General features: G+C 63.9%; 18 protein-coding genes and 2 pseudogenes. 4 read left to right on the top strand and 16 right to left on the bottom strand.

Going from position 1 to position 19,054, the window contains the following annotated elements:
• Positions 1 to 38: 38 nt before the first annotated feature.
• Positions 39 to 406 (bottom strand): annotated as a pseudogene (locus NKI61_RS06560) (four helix bundle protein).
• A gap of 34 nt (positions 407 to 440) precedes the next feature.
• Complete coding sequence (locus NKI61_RS06555) at positions 441 to 1,610, bottom strand: isobutyryl-CoA dehydrogenase (RefSeq protein ID WP_023681757.1); 1,170 nt, start codon at positions 1,608 to 1,610, stop codon at positions 441 to 443.
• A gap of 146 nt (positions 1,611 to 1,756) precedes the next feature.
• Between NKI61_RS06555 and NKI61_RS06550 the strand changes: the two genes are divergently transcribed.
• Both NKI61_RS06550 and NKI61_RS06545 read left to right on the top strand, forming a co-directional pair.
• Positions 1,757 to 2,365 carry a dimethylsulfonioproprionate lyase family protein gene (locus tag NKI61_RS06550; protein WP_352839050.1) on the top strand — a complete coding sequence of 203 codons (609 nt, stop codon included), beginning with the start codon at positions 1,757 to 1,759 and terminating at the stop codon, positions 2,363 to 2,365.
• A 2-nt stretch (positions 2,366 to 2,367) separates the two neighbouring features.
• Entirely contained in the window at positions 2,368 to 3,843 is a 1,476-nt protein-coding gene (locus NKI61_RS06545) for a cobyric acid synthase (RefSeq protein ID WP_352839049.1), read from the top strand.
• Positions 3,844 to 3,930: 87 nt separating this feature from the next.
• On the opposite strand, the pseudogene NKI61_RS06540 reads toward NKI61_RS06545, so the two are convergent.
• From NKI61_RS06540 to NKI61_RS06530, 3 genes and pseudogenes are all read right to left on the bottom strand, one after another.
• Positions 3,931 to 4,158: pseudogene (locus NKI61_RS06540) on the bottom strand (AraC family transcriptional regulator); the annotation flags it as partial.
• A gap of 98 nt (positions 4,159 to 4,256) precedes the next feature.
• On the bottom strand, positions 4,257 to 4,427 hold the full coding sequence (locus NKI61_RS06535) for a hypothetical protein (protein ID WP_023670429.1): 171 nt from the start codon (positions 4,425 to 4,427) through the stop codon (positions 4,257 to 4,259).
• A 52-nt stretch (positions 4,428 to 4,479) separates the two neighbouring features.
• Positions 4,480 to 5,265, bottom strand: a complete 786-nt coding sequence (locus tag NKI61_RS06530; protein WP_352839047.1) for a TSUP family transporter — start codon at positions 5,263 to 5,265, stop codon at positions 4,480 to 4,482.
• Between the two features lie 195 nt (positions 5,266 to 5,460).
• Here NKI61_RS06530 and NKI61_RS06525 point away from each other — a divergent pair, with 195 nt between their 5' ends.
• Positions 5,461 to 5,892, top strand: a complete 432-nt coding sequence (locus NKI61_RS06525) for a TerB family tellurite resistance protein (RefSeq protein WP_023691035.1) — start codon at positions 5,461 to 5,463, stop codon at positions 5,890 to 5,892.
• A gap of 115 nt (positions 5,893 to 6,007) precedes the next feature.
• Here the strand turns inward: NKI61_RS06525 and NKI61_RS06520 are convergent, their stop codons facing one another.
• The 5 genes from NKI61_RS06520 to NKI61_RS06500 form a co-directional block, all read right to left on the bottom strand.
• Positions 6,008 to 7,630, bottom strand: coding sequence for an ABC transporter ATP-binding protein (locus NKI61_RS06520; RefSeq protein ID WP_023710756.1), 1,623 nt, complete (start codon positions 7,628 to 7,630; stop codon positions 6,008 to 6,010).
• Entirely contained in the window at positions 7,627 to 8,496 is an 870-nt protein-coding gene (locus NKI61_RS06515) for an ABC transporter permease (protein ID WP_023706066.1), read from the bottom strand. The genes NKI61_RS06520 and NKI61_RS06515 overlap by 4 nt, the downstream gene beginning before the upstream one ends.
• Positions 8,493 to 9,440 carry an ABC transporter permease gene (locus tag NKI61_RS06510; RefSeq protein ID WP_023805451.1) on the bottom strand — a complete coding sequence of 316 codons (948 nt, stop codon included), beginning with the start codon at positions 9,438 to 9,440 and terminating at the stop codon, positions 8,493 to 8,495. The genes NKI61_RS06515 and NKI61_RS06510 overlap by 4 nt, the downstream gene beginning before the upstream one ends.
• Positions 9,441 to 9,765: 325 nt before the next feature.
• The gene (locus NKI61_RS06505; RefSeq protein ID WP_023751596.1) at positions 9,766 to 11,241 is read right to left on the bottom strand and encodes an ABC transporter substrate-binding protein; all 1,476 of its coding nucleotides are present in this window, start codon (positions 11,239 to 11,241) and stop codon (positions 9,766 to 9,768) included.
• A gap of 121 nt (positions 11,242 to 11,362) precedes the next feature.
• On the bottom strand, positions 11,363 to 12,643 hold the full coding sequence (locus NKI61_RS06500) for an acetylornithine deacetylase/succinyl-diaminopimelate desuccinylase family protein (protein WP_023706064.1): 1,281 nt from the start codon (positions 12,641 to 12,643) through the stop codon (positions 11,363 to 11,365).
• A 222-nt stretch (positions 12,644 to 12,865) separates the two neighbouring features.
• Between NKI61_RS06500 and NKI61_RS06495 the strand changes: the two genes are divergently transcribed.
• Entirely contained in the window at positions 12,866 to 13,297 is a 432-nt protein-coding gene (locus NKI61_RS06495; protein WP_023681747.1) for a L,D-transpeptidase, read from the top strand.
• 13 nt (positions 13,298 to 13,310) lie between these two features.
• Here the strand turns inward: NKI61_RS06495 and NKI61_RS06490 are convergent, their stop codons facing one another.
• The 6 genes from NKI61_RS06490 to NKI61_RS06465 form a co-directional block, all read right to left on the bottom strand.
• The gene (locus NKI61_RS06490; RefSeq protein WP_031201841.1) at positions 13,311 to 14,318 is read right to left on the bottom strand and encodes a lipid A biosynthesis lauroyl acyltransferase; all 1,008 of its coding nucleotides are present in this window, start codon (positions 14,316 to 14,318) and stop codon (positions 13,311 to 13,313) included.
• A gap of 4 nt (positions 14,319 to 14,322) precedes the next feature.
• Positions 14,323 to 15,351: a zinc-binding dehydrogenase gene (locus tag NKI61_RS06485; RefSeq protein WP_023681745.1), complete on the bottom strand. Its 1,029-nt coding sequence runs from the start codon at positions 15,349 to 15,351 to the stop codon at positions 14,323 to 14,325.
• A 36-nt stretch (positions 15,352 to 15,387) separates the two neighbouring features.
• Positions 15,388 to 16,659 (bottom strand): beta-ketoacyl-ACP synthase, encoded by a 1,272-nt coding sequence (locus NKI61_RS06480; protein WP_023714370.1) that lies wholly within the window; start codon positions 16,657 to 16,659, stop codon positions 15,388 to 15,390.
• A gap of 42 nt (positions 16,660 to 16,701) precedes the next feature.
• On the bottom strand, positions 16,702 to 17,892 hold the full coding sequence (locus NKI61_RS06475; protein ID WP_023681743.1) for a beta-ketoacyl-ACP synthase: 1,191 nt from the start codon (positions 17,890 to 17,892) through the stop codon (positions 16,702 to 16,704).
• 55 nt (positions 17,893 to 17,947) lie between these two features.
• Entirely contained in the window at positions 17,948 to 18,229 is a 282-nt protein-coding gene (locus NKI61_RS06470) for an acyl carrier protein (RefSeq protein WP_010909964.1), read from the bottom strand.
• A gap of 209 nt (positions 18,230 to 18,438) precedes the next feature.
• Positions 18,439 to 18,987 carry a histidine phosphatase family protein gene (locus tag NKI61_RS06465; protein WP_023670442.1) on the bottom strand — a complete coding sequence of 183 codons (549 nt, stop codon included), beginning with the start codon at positions 18,985 to 18,987 and terminating at the stop codon, positions 18,439 to 18,441.
• Positions 18,988 to 19,054 lie beyond the last annotated feature (67 nt).

Below are 19,054 nucleotides of genomic sequence, written 5' to 3'. Positions count from 1 at the left end.
GTAGGCAGTAGGCAGTAGGCAGTAGGCAGTAGGGCGACCTATTCGGGTGCGAGTTTGAGAATAAGTTGGCGAAGCATTTTTCCGATGGCCTCGGCTGCCAGAAGCAGGTGCTCAGCTTGCCCATGCGTGGCAACGCCAATGCGTTGAGCGATTTGGAGGTGTGTCTCGAACTCCTTAAGCGAGCCTTGGGCTATCCTGAGAAATTGCTGATAGGAGCCTCGGTTGTCTCGGCCATAGCCTTCCGCGATGTTTGCAGGGATAGAGGTTGCTGAACGGCGGATTTGGCTGGTCAGCCCATATATTCCTCTTTGGGCCATGTCTTGGTCAATGAGTAGGTGCTGACAGCCAGATCCATCGCCTGCTGCCATACGATAAGATCCTTGTACGAGTTGATCTTGCCGGTCATCTTTGCCTACTGCCTACTGCCTACTGCCTACTGCCTACTGCCGTCCGATCAACGCCCGCGCGATGATGACGCGCATGATCTCGTTGGTGCCTTCGAGGATTTGGTGGACGCGCAGGTCGCGCACCAGTTTTTCGATACCGTAATCATGAAGATAGCCGTAACCGCCATGCAGCTGCAGCGCCTCGTTGGCGACGTTGAAGCCGATGTCGGTGACGAAGCGCTTGGCCATGGCCGACCATTTGCCGGCGTCCGGCGCCTTGCGGTCTAGCTTCGAGGCGGCAGCATAGAGGAAAATGCGTGCCGCCTGCAGTTCGGTTTCCATGTCGGCCAGCCGGAACTGCAGCGCCTGGAACTGGTTGATCTTCGAGCCGAAGGCTTTGCGTTCGCCCGTATAGGCCAAAGCCTTGTCAAGCGCCGATTGCGCGCCGCCGAGCGAGCATGCCGCAATGTTGAGGCGGCCGCCGTCAAGGCCGGCCATGGCGATGCCGAAACCTGCGCCTTCCCCCGACAGCAGGTTTGCAGCCGGCACCTTGCAGTCCTCGAAGATCACTTGGCGGGTCGACTGCATGTGCCAGCCCATCTTGTGCTCGTTGGCGCCGAAGGAGAGGCCGGGCGCATCCTTCGGCACGACGAAGGTGGAAATGCCCTTCGGCCCGTCGGCGCCGGTGCGCGCCATGACGACATAGAGGTCGCTGTCGCCGGCCCCGGAGATGAACTGCTTGGCGCCGTTAAGCACATAGTCGTTGCCGTTCTTCACCGCGCGCGTCTTCAGCGCCGCGGCATCCGAGCCTGAACCCGGCTCGGTCAGGCAGTAGCTCGCCAGCCATTCCATCGAGGTCAGCTTCGGCAGGAAGCGTTGGCGCTGCTCGTCGTCGCCGAAGCGGTCGATCATCGACGCCGCCATATTGTGGATCGAGATGAAGGAGGAAAACGCCGGATCGGCGTGCGACAGTGCCTCGAAGATCAGCACGGCGTCGAGCCGGCCGAGCGCCGAGCCGCCGACATCATCCCTGACATAGATGCCGCCAAGGCCAAGCGGGCCGGTCTCGCGGATTACATCGGCGGGAAAGTGTCTTGCCCGGTCCCATTCGAGCGCATTGGGCGCAACGCGATCGGCGGCGAAGGCCTGTGCCATCTCCTGGATGGCGCGCTGTTCCTCGTTGAGCTCGAACTGACTGGTGCTCGCATCGACCGCGGCGTCCATGGCGTGCTCCCTGTGGTTCCCCAGCTGGGGTTGGCTTGCTGGCCTGTTGTTTTTGGCTTTGCGCGCCGCTCAATCTAGACCAATGATGCCGCCGCGCAACCCGGCTCGCCGCGCAGCCGCTGTGCATGGGATCAACGGAGCATTGCGTGCCGACATATTTCGACCAATTGCTCGACCGCTTCCATGCCTATCTCCGGGGCGTGGACAACGCGCTGGTGCGGGACGCCGTGACCCGGATCGGCTGGAATATGACGGCGCGCGTGCTCGAAGCGCATCCGCTGCCTTGCCTTGGTCTGCTCGACCGCATTGTCGAACTGGCGCCGCCGGACCCGCAGCCTCTGGCGCAACTGCTGGCGGAGCGTCGTGACGATCTGTGCTGGGGGCAGACCTACAACGCGAGCGATTTTGGTGAAGCGTTCTTGCAGAAATACGGCTGGCTGGAGGTGTTTGGCACGCGCGGCCATTTCGCCAATGAAGAGGTCGCGGCCGGATTGCTGATCCTGGGGCCCGGCATCACCTATCCCGACCATCATCACATTGCCGAGGAGATCTACATTCCGCTGACCGGCGGCACCGAGTGGCGCATGGGCGAAGGCGGCTTTCACACCCGCCAGGCGGGCGAAATTATCCATCACGCCTCCAATGTCAGCCATGCCATGCGCACCGGCAGCGAAGCGTTGCTGGCGCTCTACATCTGGCGCGGCGGGCCGCTGGCGCAGAAATCGACCGTTTCCGGCGCGCAGGGCAGGGGCTGAGCATGGCCAAGGCGATCATGCTGCAAGGCACGGGTTCGGATGTCGGCAAGACGGTGCTGGTGGCGGGGCTCTGCCGCGCGGCCAGGAATCGCGGGCTGAAAGTCAGGCCGTTCAAGCCGCAGAACATGTCGAACAATGCCGCCGTCGCCGACATTCCGGGCGACGACCGCCCCGGCGGCGGCGAGATTGGCCGTGGGCAATGGCTGCAAGCGCTGGCGTGTGGTGTTCAGCCGACCGTGCATATGAATCCGGTGCTGCTCAAACCCCAGAGCGACATCGGTTCGCAGGTGATCGTGCAGGGCAAGGTGTTCGGCGAGGCGCGAGCGCGCGACTACCAGACAATGAAAGCGGGGCTGATGGACGCCGTGCTGGAGTCCTGGACGAAGGTCGGTGAGGGCGCCGATCTGGTCATCGTCGAAGGCGCCGGATCGCCGGCCGAAATCAACCTGCGCAGCCGCGACATCGCCAATATGGGCTTTGCCACACGCGCCGACGTGCCGGTGATTCTGGTCGGCGACATCGACCGCGGTGGCGTCATCGCTTCGGTCGCCGGCACGCATCTGATCCTGCCGGAGGAAGACAGGCGCATGATCGTCGGCTACCTCATCAATAAGTTCCGCGGCGATGTCTCGCTGTTCGACGACGGCATCCGGTCGATCGAAAGCTTCACCGGCTGGCGCTGCTTTGGCGTCGTGCCGTGGCTGAAGGCGGCGGCGCGATTGCCGTCCGAGGATTCGGTCGTGCTCGAACGCCTGACGTCGGGCGAGAAGCGGGCGTTGAAGGTCGCCGTGCCGATGCTGTCGCGCATCGCCAATTTCGACGATCTCGATCCGCTCAAGGCCGAACCGCAGGTCGAAGTGGTGTTCGTGCCGCCGGGGCAGCGCTTGCCGGAGAATGCCGGCCTGGTGGTCATTCCCGGTTCCAAATCGACGATCGGCGATCTCATGAAGTTCCGCGAGAATGGCTGGGATCGCGATCTCCTCGCGCACCGCAAACGCGGCGGCCATGTCGTCGGTATCTGCGGCGGTTTCCAGATGCTCGGCCGCCTGGTGCGCGATCCCGATGGCATCGAGGGCAGTGTCACCGAGGCCGAGGGACTCGGCCTGCTCGACATCGAGACGGTAATGGAACCGGAAAAGACGGTGCGCAATGTCAGCGCCCGCTCAGTGCCGTTCGGCCTGGCGCTCGAGGGCTACGAAATTCATCTCGGCCGCACCACCGGGCCGGACATGGCGCGGCCGTCGGCTGTGATCAACGGCATCGACGACGGTGCGATTTCCGCCGACGGCAAGGTTTTTGGCACCTATCTGCACGGCCTGTTTTCCGCCGACGCTTTCCGGGCGAGATTCCTGGAAAGCCTCGGCGTGAAAGGCGGCGGCATCGACTATCGCGCGGACGTGGAAAAAGCGCTGGACGAGATCGCCACCGAGCTGGAGCGCCATCTTGAGTGCGATGCGATTTTTGGGTTAGCAAGGTAGGGCCGCCCATCGTTTCGTCATCCTCGGGTCTGCGCTTCCGCTTCGCCCGTTGATGACGAAGTTCGGGCGCTTCGCCGACCTCGACGCGGGCTTGCGGCCAAGGCCGATGGCGAGGGGTTCTGCGAAGCTGATCACCAGCGGGACGGTGAGCGAGGCGTATTCGACATTGCGAAAATGGCCGGGCGCCGTTTCGCGATAGCCACAAATGTCGGTGACCGCATTCTGCAGCAGCAGGCCCGGCGCGCGCCGCACCATCTCGAACCGGTCGGCTACCGGGCGGTGCTGTTGATCGTGGCGCTCCGTCTCGCCGGACATGGTCATCCTCCGCGCGGAAGAGCCTAACGGACCATGCATCCAAAGCAAAAGCGCCCGGCTTTTGACCGGGCGCTTCGAATTGCAGAGGTCGCGGGTGCCTAGGCGCCGCGCATCAGGCAGGCGGCGGCAAGCACGATGTATGCGATGAGGACAATCCACACCGCAGCCAGAGGAATGAACGCAAGAACGCCAAGCGCGGCGAGCACGCCGATGATGGCGATGACAAGGGATATGATGAAAACAAGCTGAGTGGGTGCACTAAGATTCATGTGTGGTCCCTCCAACATGATTCGTACAACGGCATCCTATCAGGCGTGCGGCTCATACACCAACTAGCTGGCGCAATGGGTTCGCCGGATCGGCCAGCAGCTTCACCGCCAGCGCGAGGCAGATGATCACCAGCAGCGGCTTGATCAGCCTTGCGCCGCTGCGGATGGCAAGGCTGGCGCCGAGCCGGGCGCCGAGGAACTGGGCGATGCCCATCATCAGCCCGATCTTCCAGTAGACGACGCCGGCGATAGCAAAGACGATGAAGCCGCCAATGTTGGAGGCGAAATTGAGCAGCTTGGTGTGTGCCGTGGCCTTGAGCACGCCGAAGCCGGCGAGGCTGACGAAGGCCAACATGTAGAAGGAGCCGGCTCCCGGCCCGAACAGCCCGTCATAGAAGCCGACCAAAGGGGCGATGATCAGCCCGAACAGGAAGGGCGACAGGCGCTCGGCGCGGTCGACATCGTTCATGTTGGGTTTCACGGCGAAGTAGATCGCGATGGCGATCAAAAGTAGCGGCAGCAGCGCCCGCAGGAGATCACCTGGCACGAATGCCGCCAGCAAGGCGCCGACGGCACTGCCGGTAAGGGCCAGAAGCGCCGATGGCAGCTGTCGACGCAGATCGACATGGCCATTCCTGGCATAGTGGATGGTCGCCGAAGCGGTGCCGAAAATGCCCTGCAGCTTGTTGGTTCCAAGTGCTGCGACCGGCGGGAATCCGGCAAGCAGCAGGGCCGGGATGGTGATCAGCCCGCCGCCGCCGGCTATCGAATCGACAAAGCCGGCTGCAAAGGCGGCGAAGGCAAGCATGATGACGGTGTGGGTAGCGAGGTCGAGCATCGGGATTTCTGAACATTCCGGCGGGAAAGGTGATGCCGCGCCTTCTCATGGCCATCCGGTTTGCGCAAGGCCGATTCCGCGCTACGTCCATCCAAGCGCGTTGCGCTTGGATTTCCTGTGGTGCATGTCATTATCTCAGTACCGCTGCGCAGTTTTGGGTCATGTGCGCTGGGCGGGCTCGGGAAAGGGACACTGTTGGCGATGGCATTGCTCGACCAGATACGCTCGATCTTCGATGGTGACCCCGGCGTGCGCAAGGTTGCCGACGACCCCGTGCTGTCGGCGGAACTCTTGATGCTGTTTCGCATGATCCTGGCCGACGGCTCGGTTTCGGAGAGCGAAATGGTCGCCTTCCGGCGCATCTGCAAGGACGCCTTCGGCATCCCGGAAACCAGCATCGACGCGGTCATCGAATATCTCAATGATTTCGGCTACGAGACCAACGGTTCGCAAGCCATGGCGCTGTTCCGCGATCTCGATGTCGAACGGCGCAAGTTGCTGGCGCTCCACATGGCGGAGATCGCCAAAGCCGATTCCAAACTGGCCGAGAGCGAGGTGCGGCTGTTGCGCCGCACGCTCGATTTGCTCGACATCAGCCCGGTCGATGTGGTGAAGCCGGAGGAGTGAGGCAGACCAGGGGCAACGGCCGCCCAGCCGGGTCCCCGCTGCTTCGCAGCGTCCCAGCGTTCGTGACCTTTCATCGTGCCACTGGCACGATGAATTCGCTCCGCGAACCGGTCGCTCAGCCCTGTTCCTGCATACGGTGAGCGATCGCCCGATGCAGATCGGGCGCAGCCGCGACCAGCGCCCTGGCCGCCTCCGACTGCGGATGATCGAGCACGTCGCCGGTCTTGCCGCGCTCGACGATCCTGCCGTCATGCATGACCAGCACCTCATCGGTGATGGCGCGGGCGACGGTCAAATCGTGAGTGATGAAGAGATAGCCAATGCCGAGCTTCTGGTTGAGCTCTGCGAACAGATCGAGGATCTGGGCGCGGATCGACACGTCGAGCGCCGAGACCGGCTCGTCGGCGACGACCAGCTTCGGCCTTGTGATGATGGCGCGGGCGATCGACAGGCGCTGGCGCTGGCCGCCGGAAAACTCATGCGGATATTTGTCCATGTCGCTGACGCCGAGGCCGACCTCGTGCAGCGCATGCGCCACCATCTCGCGCCGCTCGGCCGGTGTCGGCTTCTTTTCCAGTACATGCAGCGGCTCGGCGACCAGTTTCTCGACCTTCTGGCGCGGGTCGAAAGAGCCGTAGGGATCCTGGAACACCACCTGCATGTCGCGCCGCGCGGCTTTGAGCTCCGCCTCGCTTTTGCCGGTGATGGTCTCGCCGCGAAAGCGGATCGTTCCCGATGTCGATTTGTCGAGCGCCAGGATCATGCGGGCAAGCGTTGACTTGCCGCAGCCGGAGCGGCCGACCAGCGCCACCGATTGGCCCGGCGCCAGCGACAAGGACACGTCGTCGACGGCGCGGATTGGAGCCGCTGACTTGAACAGGGAGGTGCGCCGGCCCGGATAGTCCCGTGTCACGCCTTCGACCTCAAGCAGCGGTTTGCCCTGGCCGGTGGCGTGAACCTTGGCGCGCGCGGGCACGTGCATGGAGGCCAGCGCCAGCTGGCGCGTGTAGGGATGCAGCTGTTCCGATAGCGTGCGTGCGGTGTCGCCGGCTTCCATCACCTCGCCATGACGCAGGATGGTGATGCGGTCGGCCATTTCGGTGACGACGGCGAGATCGTGCGAGATCAGAAGCAGGCCCATGCGGTTTTCGCTGACAAGGCCGCGCAAGAGGTCGAGGATCTGCGCCTGCAGCACCACGTCGAGCGCCGTGGTCGGCTCGTCGGCGATGAGCAGCTTGGGTTTCAATGCGCAGGCAATGGCGATGACGACGCGCTGGCGCTGGCCGCCCGACAGTTCGTGCGGATAGCGCGACAGCGGGAATTTGGCCTCGGGCAGGCCGACGCGGTCGAGCATTTTGCGCGCCCGGTCTTCGGCTTCCGCGCGGCTTGCCCTGGTGTGCCAGCGTATGCCTTCAGCGACCTGCTCGCCGATCGTCTTGACCGGGTTAAGCGCCGTCATAGGTTCCTGGAACACCATGCCGATGTCGTCGCCGCGCAGCGCGCACATCTGGTCCTCGGTTGCGGCCAGAATATCGATGCCGTCGAAGGTCACGCGGCCGGTGGCGCGCGCAGCATGCGGCAGAAGCTGCATGATGGTCAGCGCCGTCATCGATTTGCCCGAGCCGGATTCGCCGACCAGCCCCATCACCTCGCCGGGCGCGACGGAGAGGTCGACCCCTTTCAGGATCGGCGTGTCGCCGATGGCCAGCGACAGGTTCTCCATCTGCAGCAGGCTCATCGCTGCCGCCGCGATTTCGGGTCGAGTATGTCGGCGATGCCGTCGCCGAGCAGATTGAGCCCAAGCACCGTGACGACGATGGCCATGCCGGGGAAGATGGCCATCCAAGGCGCCACCACCATGCGCGTCTGAGCGTCGAACAGCATGCGGCCCCAGCTCGGCATTGGCGGCTGGGCGCCGAGGCCGACATAGGAGAGGCCGGCTTCGGCCAAAATGCCAAGCGCGAACTGGATGGTGCCTTGCACCAGAAGCAGCGTGGCGATGTTGGGCAGCACGTGCTCGGTTGTAATCTGCGCTTTGCTCTTGCCGGCGGCGCGGGCGGCGAGGATGAATTCGCGCGGCCAGATCGCCAGCGCGCCGGCGCGGGCGACGCGCGCAAACACCGGGATGTTGAAGATGCCGATGGCGATGATGGCGTTGATTGCGCCCGGTCCGAAGATGGCGGTGATCATGATCGCCGACAGCAGCGCCGGGAAGGCGAAGACGAGGTCGGTCAGCCGCATCAGCGCCTCGTCGACCAACCCGCCGCGCGCCGCGGCGAAGGCGCCGAGCGGCACGCCGACGCCCATGCCGATGCCGACCGCGACCAGCGCCACGGCAATCGAGTTGCGGGCGCCGACCATGATCATCGACAGGATGTCGCGGCCGAAATGATCGGTGCCGAACCAGTGCGCCGCAGAGGGCGCCAGCGTCTTGTCCGAGATCACCAGTTTGGTCACGTCGTAGGGCGTCCAGACGTAGGAGATGACCGCTATTGCAGCCACCAGCACCGTGATGGCGAAGCCGATGAGGAAGGAGCGGTTGCGGAAGGCCTTGGCCAGAATGCTGCCCAACGTCTCCTGCGGGATGTCGATGTGCAGCGTCATTGCCGGCCTCGAAGGCGCGGATCGACGATGGCGTAGGAGACGTCGACGACGAGGTTGACCGCAATGACGGCGACGACCAGCAGCATGACGATGCTTTCCACCACGATCAGGTCGCGCTGAGTGATCGCCTGGAACACCAGCCGTCCGAGGCCGGGGAGATAAAAGACGTTCTCGATGATGATGGTGCCGGCGAGCAGGAAGGCGAATTGCAGGCCCAGAATGGTCAGAACCGGGATCATCGCGTTGCGCAGCGCGTGCCGCCATAGCACGGCGCGGTAAGGCAGGCCCTTGGCGCGGGCGGTGCGGATATAGTCCTCGTTCAGCACCTCGAGCAGCGCGGAGCGGGCAACGCGAGCCAGGATCGCGGCCTGCGGCAGAGCGAGTGCTACGGCCGGCAGCAGCAGCGATTTCAGCGCCGGCCAGGCGCCGGCGCTCCAGCCGGGAAAGCCGCCGGCCGGCACCAGCCGCAGCCAGACGGCAAAGAGGTAGATCAGCATCAGCGCGAACCAGAAGTTCGGGATGGCGACGCCGAGCTGGGCGGCGCCCATGGCGATCGTATCGCCGGCCCGCCCGCGCCGGCTGGCGGAATAGAGCCCGACCGGGATGGCAATGATGGTCGACAGCGCCAGCGCGATCAGCGCCAGCGGCAGGGAAACCGCCATGCGCTCGCGGACAAGGTCGATGACCGGCACCGAATAAGTGTAGGAGCGGCCGAAATCGAGGCTGAGCAGGCCACCGACCCAGTGGAGGTAACGCAGGAGAAGCGGTGCGTTGAGGCCCATCTGGTTGCGCAGGAGTTCGACCTGCTCGGCGCTGGCGTTGAGGCCAAGCATCAGCCGCGCCGGATCGCCGGGCAGGATTTCTAGCACGGCGAAGACGACCATCGAGGCCAGGATCAAGGTTGCGATGGCGATGGCGAGGCGTTTGAGGAGGTAGGCGGTCATGGTGGAGGGGCGCCCGGTGCGGCTGCGCCTTGAAAGTCGAGTTCCCCCCCACCCCCCTCTGTCCTGCCGGACCCGGCCCTTCGCTGTCGCTTCGGGCGTTCGTTGTTCGGAAAGCCAAGCAGTTGGCTTTCCGTCCGCTGCGCGGACCACTCCTCACCCCCCGCAAGGGGGGAGATCAGCAGTTTCCGTGTCGTCGACCAGCGTTCAACGTTCGCGATAGGCGAAAGCGGAGATGAGAGCCCAATCTCCCCCCTTGCGGGGGAGATGCCCGGCAGGGCAGAGGGGGGTGTGAAGGAATGCACACTGTTGCCTGTCGGGCGCCGCCTCAATCCGTCCACTTCACCTTGGTCAGATCATTCGCCTGGATCGGCGCATTCTCCCACAGGCCCTGCAGCTTGGCGTCCCAGACGCCGACCTTCGGCAGTTCATAGAGGAAGCCGACCACGGCGTCGTCGGCCAGGATCTTCTGTGCTTCGCCGAGCAGCGTGTTGCGCTTGGCGTCGTCGGAGGTGAGGTTCAGCTCGGCGATGATCTTGTCGAAGGCGGGGTTGTCGTAGTTGAAGTAGTAGTCCTTGCGCGAGTAGATATCGATGTCGTTGGGCTCGGTGTGGGAGACGATGGTCAGGTCGTAATCCTTCTTGGTGAACACCTGGTCCAGCCACTGCGCCCATTCGACCGGAATGATTTCCAGGTCGATGCCGACATCGCGCAGCTGCGAAGCGATGATCTCGCCGCCAAGCCGCGCATAGGAAGGCGGCGGCAGTTTCAGCATCGCCTTGAAGCCGTTCTCCAGGCCGGCCTGCTTCAGCAGTTCCTTGGCCTTGTCGACATTGTGCGGATAGAGGCCGGTGAGGTCGACATAGGCCTTGCTGGCCGGCGACATGTGCGAGCCGATCGGCACGCCGAGGCCGGCCGAGGCGCCGTCGATGATCGCCTTGCGGTCGAGCGCGAAGGCAATTGCCTGCCGCACCTCGAGCTTGTCGAAAGGCGGCTTCTTGTTGTTGATCGCCAGAATGGTCTCGCCCTCGGTCGAGCCGATCACCACCTTGAAGCGCGGATCGTCCTTGACCTGCGCGACGCTGTCGGGATCGAAGAAAGGGAAAGCCTGGATGTCGCCGGAGAGCAGCGCCGGCACGGCGGCGGCGGCGTCGGGAACGATGCGGAACTCGGCCTTGTCGAGGAACACCGGGGCGCCCCAGTAAGTGTCCGATTTCACCAGCGTGATCGACGAGCCCTTGGCCCAGCTCTGGAATTTGAACGGGCCGGTGCCGATGGGCTTTTCCTTGTTGGTGTCGGCGCTCTCGGGCGCCACAATCACCGCGTCGCCCCAGCCCAGATTGTAGAGGAACGACCCCTGCGGGTTCTTCAGCGTCACCTTGACCGTCGTCGGATCGACGACTTCGACCGTATCGATGGAGGCGAACAGGGCTTTTTGCGCGTTGACCGAATTGTCGGCGCGGGCGCGGTCGAGCGAGAACTTCACGTCGCCGGCGTCGAAATCGCTGCCGTCATGGAATTTGACGCCGGTGTGCAGCTTGAAGGTGTAGACCTTGCCATCGTCGGAAATGGCCCAGCTCTCGGCAAGGTCGGGCAGCACTTCGCCATTCGGACCGATGCGGGTCAGGCCCTCGAAGACGTTGGCGTAGAGCACTTCGTCGATCGCCGCGGCAGCACCGGCGGTCGGATCGAGATGTGGCGGCTCGAGCGTAATGCCGATCACCAGATCGGTGCGTGCGGCAAATGCCTGACTGCCGGCCAGTGCCAGCACCGCGGCGGCAAGAATGGTTTTCCACAATTTCATCGTGCAACTCCCAAATGCTCGAACCCTGGTGCGATAGAAGCGTGATTTCGAGGTGGAGTAAATTGCGTTTCGTGCTCCGCAGCGGCGCGGGGAGGAATGTTTTTTCAGCGAAGTCGATGGTTCAGTCCGCGGCCGTGCCCCTAAGCAGCACATTCAGCCCGATCGCCATCACCTTGGCCGACTCCACCATATCAGAGATACCGACCCATTCGTCGGGCCGGTGGGCGAGGTCCAAAATGCCCGGGCCATAGGCGATGCAATCATAGATGTGGCCGATGCGGGCGATGTGCTTCTGGTCGTAAGTGCCTGGTGAAATGACATAATCCGGCTCACGGTCGAAGATCGCCATGATGCCTTGCGCCACCGCCTTGACCACCGGCGCGTCGCGCTCGGTCATCAGCGGCAGCACCTCCATCAGGTCGCGAATCTCGTAGTCGAACTTTTTGCGCTCGCGCTTCAGCCGGTCGAGGATATCGGTCACCTCGCTCTTGACCGTGGCAAGGTCCTCCTCGAGCAGGAAGCGGCGGTCGATGGTCAGCCGGCAGGCGTCGGGCACGTTGGGTGAGGGCAGGCCGGGGCGGAAATCCTCGGTCTGGCCGCCATGGATCGAGTTGATGTTCATGGTCGAGCGCTTTGCGCCTTGGGGCACGACAGGCATGCGCGTCACCTTGCGGTCGAGCGCCGGAAACAGTTCATCCTCGAAGGCCTGCAGCACGGCGCCCATGTGGCGCACCGCATTGTCGCCGAGGAACGGCATCGAGCCATGCGCGATCTCGCCCTTGGTCTCGATCTCCGCCCACCAGACGCCGCGATGGCCAAGACAGATGCGGTCCTTGTTCAGCGGCTCCGGGATGATGACGTGGTCGACCTTGGGTTTCGAGAAATAGCCAAGCTTCGCCAGATGGGCGACGCCGCCGAAGCCGCCGGACTCCTCATCGACCGTGCCCGAAATTTCGATGGCGCCGGGAAAGTCGGGGAATACCTCCATGAAGGCTTCCGCCGCGATGATCGAGGCGGCCATGCCCCCTTTCATGTCGCAGGCGCCGCGGCCGTAGACCTTGCCGTCCTTCACCACCCCGGCAAAGGGATCGACGCTCCAGCCTTCGCCGGCTTCGACCACATCGATGTGCGAGTTGAAATGGACACAGGCTCCAGGCGAGCGGCCGTCGAAGCGGGCGACGACATTGACGCGGGGATAGCGGTCGGTGTCGCCGGGCGTGCCTTCGGCGCGGATGAATTCGGTTTCGAAGCCAAGCCTGCCTAGGCGCGCACCGATATATTCGGCGCAGGGGCGATAGGCTTCGCCAGGCGGGTTGATGGTCGGGAAGCGGATCAGGTCGGCGGTCAGTGCGACCAGGTCATCAACACGGGCGTCTATCGCTTTGAAGAGTCGTTTGTTCATTCCCGGATTTGAGCAGGCAAGGGGGTGGTTTTGCAAGCATCGCGCCACTGGCGCCGAAACTTCGTGTCGCAGCGGCAACTATGGCGGAAAATCGTTCAAATTCGCTGCTTTAGATTGGCGAATTTATCAAGGAGTGTGTGTTAGATCACTCACCTGTCGTTAAAAAGATGAAAAACCGCGTGATGACAGGGCAGGCAAGGGGCATCAAAGGGGTTTGATCTCATGACTAAAATTGTTCTCATGGCAGCTGCTTTTGCGGCGATGCTGTTCGGCACGTCCATCGAAAGCAGGGCTGCCTCGCTGGTGGCCAGCATCGACGTCTCGTCGCAGACCATGACCGTCAGCCAATACGGCCAGGTGCTTTATCGCTGGAGCGTGTCGACCGCCCGCAGCGGCTATTTCACGCCGCGCGGCACCTATCGGCCGCAACGCACGGCGCGGATGTGGTATTCGAAGAAATACCACATGTCGCCAATGCCTTACTCGGTGTTCTTCCATGGCGGCTACGCCATCCACGGCACCGGCGCGGTCAGGCAGCTAGGGCGTCCGGCATCGCATGGCTGCGTGCGGCTGCACACCGCCAATGCCGCGATGTTCTATGCGATGGTGCGCGAAGTCGGCTTCGGCAATACGCGGATCGTTGTGACGAACTGAGGCTTTCGACGACTTAAGATTGACGCTGCCCCTGGCCGGTGGCGTTGGCCTGTCCGCGCCGGCGGCGACGCCGGCCTGAGATTTCCCACCTTTTGTGGAACCACATCCACTGTCCCGGATCTTCGCGCACCCAGCGCTCGACCACGTCGGCGAGCAGTTGGGTGGTGGCCGCGACATCGACGCTGCCGCTTTCATTGCGCGGCAAGGTCAGCTTGTCCTCGATCTCGAGGCGGAAGCGGTTGCCTGGCAGCCGCACACATCGCGCCGGATAGACGTCGCAATCATAGTGACGGGCGAGCATGCCCAGAACCGGATTGCTCTGGCATGGGCGATTAAAGAAGATCGTCTCCAGTCCGCTGGAGAATTTCTGGTCGACCAAAACGCCGATATTGCCGCCTTTCTCCAGAATCGACGCCAACGCGAAGGAGGCGCCGGTCGAAGACGGCAGCAAGGCGCCCATGCTCGAACGCCGCGTCGAATGGATATAATCGGCGAGGTAAGGATTGTTCGGCGGACGAAACAGCGCCGTGATCTTCATGCCGAACGTCGCGGCAGCCACCGGCAGCAATTCAAAATTGCCGAGATGGCCGGTGAACAGGATATGCGGTTTGTCCTCGCCAGCTATCTGATGGAAATGGTCGGCGCCACCGACTTCGACGCGGCCGGGCGTCGCTGCGTTCGGATCATAGTCGAAGAGCGCATCGAGAAAGATGTATTCGGCGGCGAGCCGGGCCATGTTGCCCCACATGTCGGAGGCGATGGCCTCGATCTCGGCATCGCTCTTTTCGGGATAGGCAAGGCGCAGATTGTTGACGGCGACGCGGTGGCGCCCGACACGGGGGCCGATGCGGCGGGCCGCGCGGTCGGCGAAATTGAGCGCCTTGTCGGCGGGCAAGAGGCGCAGCAGCGAGATGATCGTCATCGCCGCGCGCGCCACCAGCCAGTGCTCCATCTGGCGCAGTCTTCGGCCATAGCGGAACATGAAGTCCCGGCGGGCTTTCTTGAACACCTTGCCGGCCATTGTCCTAGGAAACGCGCAGGATGATCTTGCCGAACACGTCGCGGCCTTCCATGCGCTTCAACGCGGCGTCGATGCCGTCGAAGCCGACCTCGGTGTCGATGACAGGTGCTACCTGTCCCGCCGCCATCTTCTGCATGGCGTTGGCCATGTTCTCCATGCGGCAGCCGAAGGACCCGAGCAGCTTCAGCTGCTGCTGGAACAGCTGCATCAGATTGATCTGCGTCGACACGCCGGAGGTCGAGCCGCAGGTGACCAGGCGGCCGCCGCGCTTGAGGCACAGCATCGAGGCGGCAAAGGTGTCGGCGCCGACATGCTCGAAGACGACGTCGACGCCCTTCTTCCTGGTGAGCTTGCGCACGACGCCTTCGAAACGGTCGTCGCGGTAGTTGATGACATGGTCGGCGCCGAGCGCCTTGGCCTTGTCGATCTTGTCGTTGGAGCCGACCGTGGTGATGATGGTGCAACCCATGCGCCTGGCCAGCTGGATCGCCGCCGAGCCGATGCCGGAGCCGCCGGCATGGATGAGGATGGTTTCGCCGGGCTGCAGCTTGGCATTGTCGAACAGCATGTGCTCGACGGTGCCGAAGGTGACGGGGGCGACAGCCGCGCCGACATCGGTCACGCCGGGAGGAGCAGGGACCAGCAGGCGCGCCGGCAGGTTGATCTTCTCCTGGGCAAAGCCATCGAGATGGAAGCCGTGGACGCCCGAGACATGTTCGCAGAGATTGTCGCGGCCTTCGCGGCAGGCGCGGCAAAGGCCGCAGGTGCGCGCGCCATAGATCGATACCAATTGTCCGGGCAGCAGGCTGGAGACGCCGGGGCCGACAGCTTCGACCTCGCCGGAGGCTTCGGCGCCGACGACCAGCGGCAGCTTACGCTTGGCGAAGGCCATGCCACGCCAGCCCCAGACGTCGATATGGTTCAGCGCCACCGCCTTGATGCGCAGCGTGACTTCGCCCAATGCGGGGGGCGGCGGGGGCGGCAGGTCCACCGTTTCAAGACGGCGGTCCTCGATAAGTTGCAGTGCGCGCATGGGGCCTGTCAGTTCAGTCTGGCTGAAAAAGGTCGCTTAGACCGGTTCCCGCGCCATGACAAGGCAAGTGTTCTGGCCGCCGAAGCCGAACGAGTTCGAGAGCACGGTGCCGACTTCGGCATTGCGCTTCTTGTTGGGCACCACGTCGAGCACGATTGCCGGGTCGGGATTGTCGTAGTTGATGGTCGGCGGAATCACGCTTTCGCGCATGGTCATCAGCGAAAACGCCGCTTCGACAGCACCCGCCGCCGACAGCGTGTGGCCGATCATCGACTTGTTCGACGAGACCGGCATCGAGCCGATGCGATCGCCGAACACGGTCGACAGCGACAGATGCTCCATCTTGTCGTTTTCCGGTGTCGAGGTGCCGTGAGCGTTGACGTAGTCGATCTCGTCCTTGCTCAAGCCGGCATCGGCAAGGGCGGCGCGGACTGCTGCGATCGCCGGCGAACCGTCGGGCTTGGAACGGGTGCGATGGAAATCGTCGGCCTTTTCACCGCAGCCGCGCAGGATGCCGAGAACGCTGGCGCCCCGAGCAAGGGCTGCCTCAAGCGATTCCAGCACCAGAGCGCCGGAGCCTTCGGCCAGCACAAAGCCGTCGCGGTCCTTGGAGAAGGGTTTTGACGCCTTTTCAGGGATGTCATTGTGGGTCGACAGCGCCGAGAGCAACGAAAAGCGGATCAGCGCCTCGGCGGTTGCCGAACCGTCGGCGCCGATGGACAGCGCCCGGTCGCATTCGCCGCGGCGGATCGCTTCGACGCCGAGCTGGATGGCGGTGGCGCCCGAAGCGCAGGCCGTCGACAGCGTGATCGGCAGGCCGCGCGTGCCAAAGCGGTCGGCCAGCCGGTCGGCGATCGCGCCGAACTGCGTGCTTGCGAACGTATCCGTTTCCTTCAGCCCGCGCGCCACCCTGAGCAGCCTTTCGGCGCCGGCGCCTTTGGCGTCGGAATTGTAGAGCGCGAAGCGATCCTGCCAGTCGAGTTCGACCGGCGGCGAGGCGAGGAACAGAGGCCCGCCAAAATCAGAGGAATCGAGGCCGGATTCGGCCGCCGCCTCATTCGCGGCGGTTTCGGCCAGCTCGTAGGTCAGCAGGCTGGCGCCTTTCGAGCTTGAGTCGAGGAAATCGACCATACCGGAGATGCGGGTGTTGAGGTGGTCGACGGGAAAGCGGGTGATCGGGTGGATGCCCGATTTGCCGGAGGTCAGTGCCGCCCAATTGTCTGCCTTGCCGACGCCGAGCGAGGTTACCACGCCGATGCCGGTGACGGCGACGATCGGCCTGCCCATGTGATCTCTGAGATTGGCCATCCGGAACCTCTTAACTTTGCAGCATGATCGCGCAGCGCTGCTTCAAGCAGCGTTGACCAGCGCCATGCCCTCGAATTGGTGATAGCCGATCGCCGTTGCGAGCACGGTTTCGGGAATGCCTTCGAACGGCTTCTCGGCCGCGGCGTCGAATACGGGGTAGGCGGCCTTGCGGTCGACGGCCAGGGCGGCGAGGGCGACCGCGAATGGAAACTGCGCTTCCTTCATATGCCCGGTCAGCGTGGCGAAGCCGCGCGCCGATATCGCCGGATTGGCATCCAGCGCTGACTTTTCGGCTGACGTCGCGGTATGCGCCCCGGAGGCGCCCGACAGGGCCAGCAACTTGCCGTTCGGGAGAGCCGCCTGTTTGAGCAATGCCGCGATCTCGGCGTCAAGCTCGCCGCGCGAGCGCCGGGCGCGGCCTGAGACGACCGGTCCGAGCTCGGCATAGATTTTCCGCCCACGGCTTTGCGCGTGTTCGCGCTGCTCCAGCACCAGGAAGGCGCCACCGGAGCCGGAGACCAGGCCGCCGCCCTCGGCGCCCTGTCTCTGCCAGACCGGCTTCCATGGGCCGCGATGCAGATAACCGGCCAATTCATAGCCGAGCAGCATGTCGGAATGTTCGGTCTGGAAGGCGCCGCCGACCAGTATGTGCGTCGACTGTCCGGAGCGGATGCGCGCGGCGGCGGTCTCGACGGCCGCGACGCCGGCACCTTCCTCGCCCATGAAGGTCCTCGACGACCCCGTCACCTTGTGGACGATGGAGATGTTGCCGGCGAGCAAATTGGAGAGCTGGGCCAGGAAAAGGGTCGGCCGCAATTCGGTGGTCAGTTTCTCGTTGAGCAGCACGTCGCGGTCGTTGCGGCTCTCGGACGCTGCGAGGATGGCGGCATCGACCGCCTCGTCCCGCTCGCCGCCGCCGGCGGCCACCACCATGTCCATCGTCGTGCAGAGATCGTCATTGCCCTTGATGCCGGCGTCATCCAGCGCCATGCCGGCGGCATAGGTGCCCAGCCTCTGCCAGGTTTCCATCTGCCGCTGGTCGCCGCGCTTGGCGATCTGCAGGTTCCAGTCGATCTCCGGCAGGGGATGCACGGTGTAGGGCGCAAAGCGTGCGGATTCGAGCACCGGCTGCAGGCCCGGCTGCGCCAGCTTCTGCCAGTGGGTATCCGGACCCTCTCCCAGCGAGGAGACAAGGCCGATACCGGTGATGACGACGTCGCGAGGGCTGCTCATGAGCGGCTTTGTGGGTCAGGCGGCGCAGCCCGTCAAGGCCGCGCGCCAGCCGATATCAGGCGGTCTTGGCGGCGACCAGCGCGTCGATCTTGGCGCACAGGTTCTTCATGACGAAGTAATCGTCGGTCGAAGCCTTGCCGTCATTGACTTCCTGGGTCCACTTTTCCAGCGGCACCTTGATGCCGAATTCCTTGTCGATGGCAAAGACGATATCGAGGAAATCGAGACTGTCGATGCCGAGATCGTCGATCGTGTGGCTCTCGGGAGTGATGGTATCGATGTCGATCTCGCTGGTGTCGGCAATGATCTTGGCGACTTTGTCGAACGTGGTGGACAAGGGCTCTTCCTTCGGTTGCGGGCGGAATCTGTCCGCATCTGGTTTGGGCGCTGTCTAATCGGTTTTTCCCGGCAGGAAAAGGCCTGATGCGCCGGGCGCAGATGGGATGGCCTTCCCATAAAGACAAGAAGGGCCGCCCGACAAGCCGACGGCCCTCCCAGTTGACGTTACGTCAGCTCAGTTTTCACGGAGCTTGACCACTGGCTTTCTCAGAACGTGACGCGGCCGAGCACGCGCAAGCCATCGCCCTGCGGCTCGACCACCACCGCTTCGCCCTCGCGCGGCGAGACGCCGGTCAGCGCGACGATGTTTTCGAGATGCGTGACCATGACCAGATTGTCGGAACCGGTGTAGGCGCGGATTTCCTTCATCACCGCGTCGAGCTGCGCGGCCTTCTCGGTCGGATCGCTCCTCAGGAGGTCGAGCGGCGCAAAAAGCTCCGGCTCCGCCTCGAAGGCGATGCGGGCGGTGTCAAGGCAGCGGCAGTAGCGGCTGGACAGCACCCGCTCGATGGGGGCGGCACGGGCGCCGAACAAGGCGCCGATCTTGCTCGCCTGCTGCTTGCCGCGCGCCGATAGGTTGACCTGGGTGGCGCAGTTGTCGATGACGAAATTGGCGGGGTCGGTGGTGCCGGTGACCAGTGCGTGGCGAAGCAGCACGACATGGCCGCCGTCACGCAGCAGCGCCCAGCCGGCGTCGGTCGCGTGGGCGACGGCGGGAACAGCAAGCAGGAACAGCGACAGCACAAATCGAATCATCGAAACCTTTCCGGGAGCCGGATGCCGCTCCGGTCATTCTGATATAGGGATCGGAAAGCCGGCACAA

This window comes from Mesorhizobium sp. M0514, from assembly GCF_040321145.1.
Lineage (GTDB): Bacteria > Pseudomonadota > Alphaproteobacteria > Rhizobiales > Rhizobiaceae > Mesorhizobium.
This window is presented reverse-complemented; position numbering and strand designations above follow the sequence as displayed.

Bases quoted from the DNA above. Each gene is read 5' to 3' on its own strand.
- NKI61_RS06555 (WP_023681757.1), bottom strand. From the start codon at position 1,610: ATGGACGCCGCGGTCGATGCGAGCACCAGTCAGTTCGAGCTCAACGAG.
- NKI61_RS06515 (WP_023706066.1), bottom strand. From the start codon at position 8,496: ATGACGCTGCACATCGACATCCCGCAGGAGACGTTGGGCAGCATTCTG.
- NKI61_RS06480 (WP_023714370.1), bottom strand. From the start codon at position 16,659: ATGGCCAATCTCAGAGATCACATGGGCAGGCCGATCGTCGCCGTCACC.
- NKI61_RS06500 (WP_023706064.1), bottom strand. From the start codon at position 12,643: ATGAACAAACGACTCTTCAAAGCGATAGACGCCCGTGTTGATGACCTG.
- NKI61_RS06505 (WP_023751596.1), bottom strand. From the start codon at position 11,241: ATGAAATTGTGGAAAACCATTCTTGCCGCCGCGGTGCTGGCACTGGCC.
- NKI61_RS06485 (WP_023681745.1), bottom strand. From the start codon at position 15,351: ATGCGCGCACTGCAACTTATCGAGGACCGCCGTCTTGAAACGGTGGAC.
- NKI61_RS06545 (WP_352839049.1), top strand. From the start codon at position 2,368: ATGGCCAAGGCGATCATGCTGCAAGGCACGGGTTCGGATGTCGGCAAG.
- NKI61_RS06535 (WP_023670429.1), bottom strand. From the start codon at position 4,427: ATGAATCTTAGTGCACCCACTCAGCTTGTTTTCATCATATCCCTTGTC.
- NKI61_RS06490 (WP_031201841.1), bottom strand. From the start codon at position 14,318: ATGGCCGGCAAGGTGTTCAAGAAAGCCCGCCGGGACTTCATGTTCCGC.
- NKI61_RS06520 (WP_023710756.1), bottom strand. From the start codon at position 7,630: ATGAGCCTGCTGCAGATGGAGAACCTGTCGCTGGCCATCGGCGACACG.
- NKI61_RS06510 (WP_023805451.1), bottom strand. From the start codon at position 9,440: ATGACCGCCTACCTCCTCAAACGCCTCGCCATCGCCATCGCAACCTTG.
- NKI61_RS06465 (WP_023670442.1), bottom strand. From the start codon at position 18,987: ATGATTCGATTTGTGCTGTCGCTGTTCCTGCTTGCTGTTCCCGCCGTC.
- NKI61_RS06495 (WP_023681747.1), top strand. From the start codon at position 12,866: ATGACTAAAATTGTTCTCATGGCAGCTGCTTTTGCGGCGATGCTGTTC.
- NKI61_RS06475 (WP_023681743.1), bottom strand. From the start codon at position 17,892: ATGAGCAGCCCTCGCGACGTCGTCATCACCGGTATCGGCCTTGTCTCC.
- NKI61_RS06530 (WP_352839047.1), bottom strand. From the start codon at position 5,265: ATGCTCGACCTCGCTACCCACACCGTCATCATGCTTGCCTTCGCCGCC.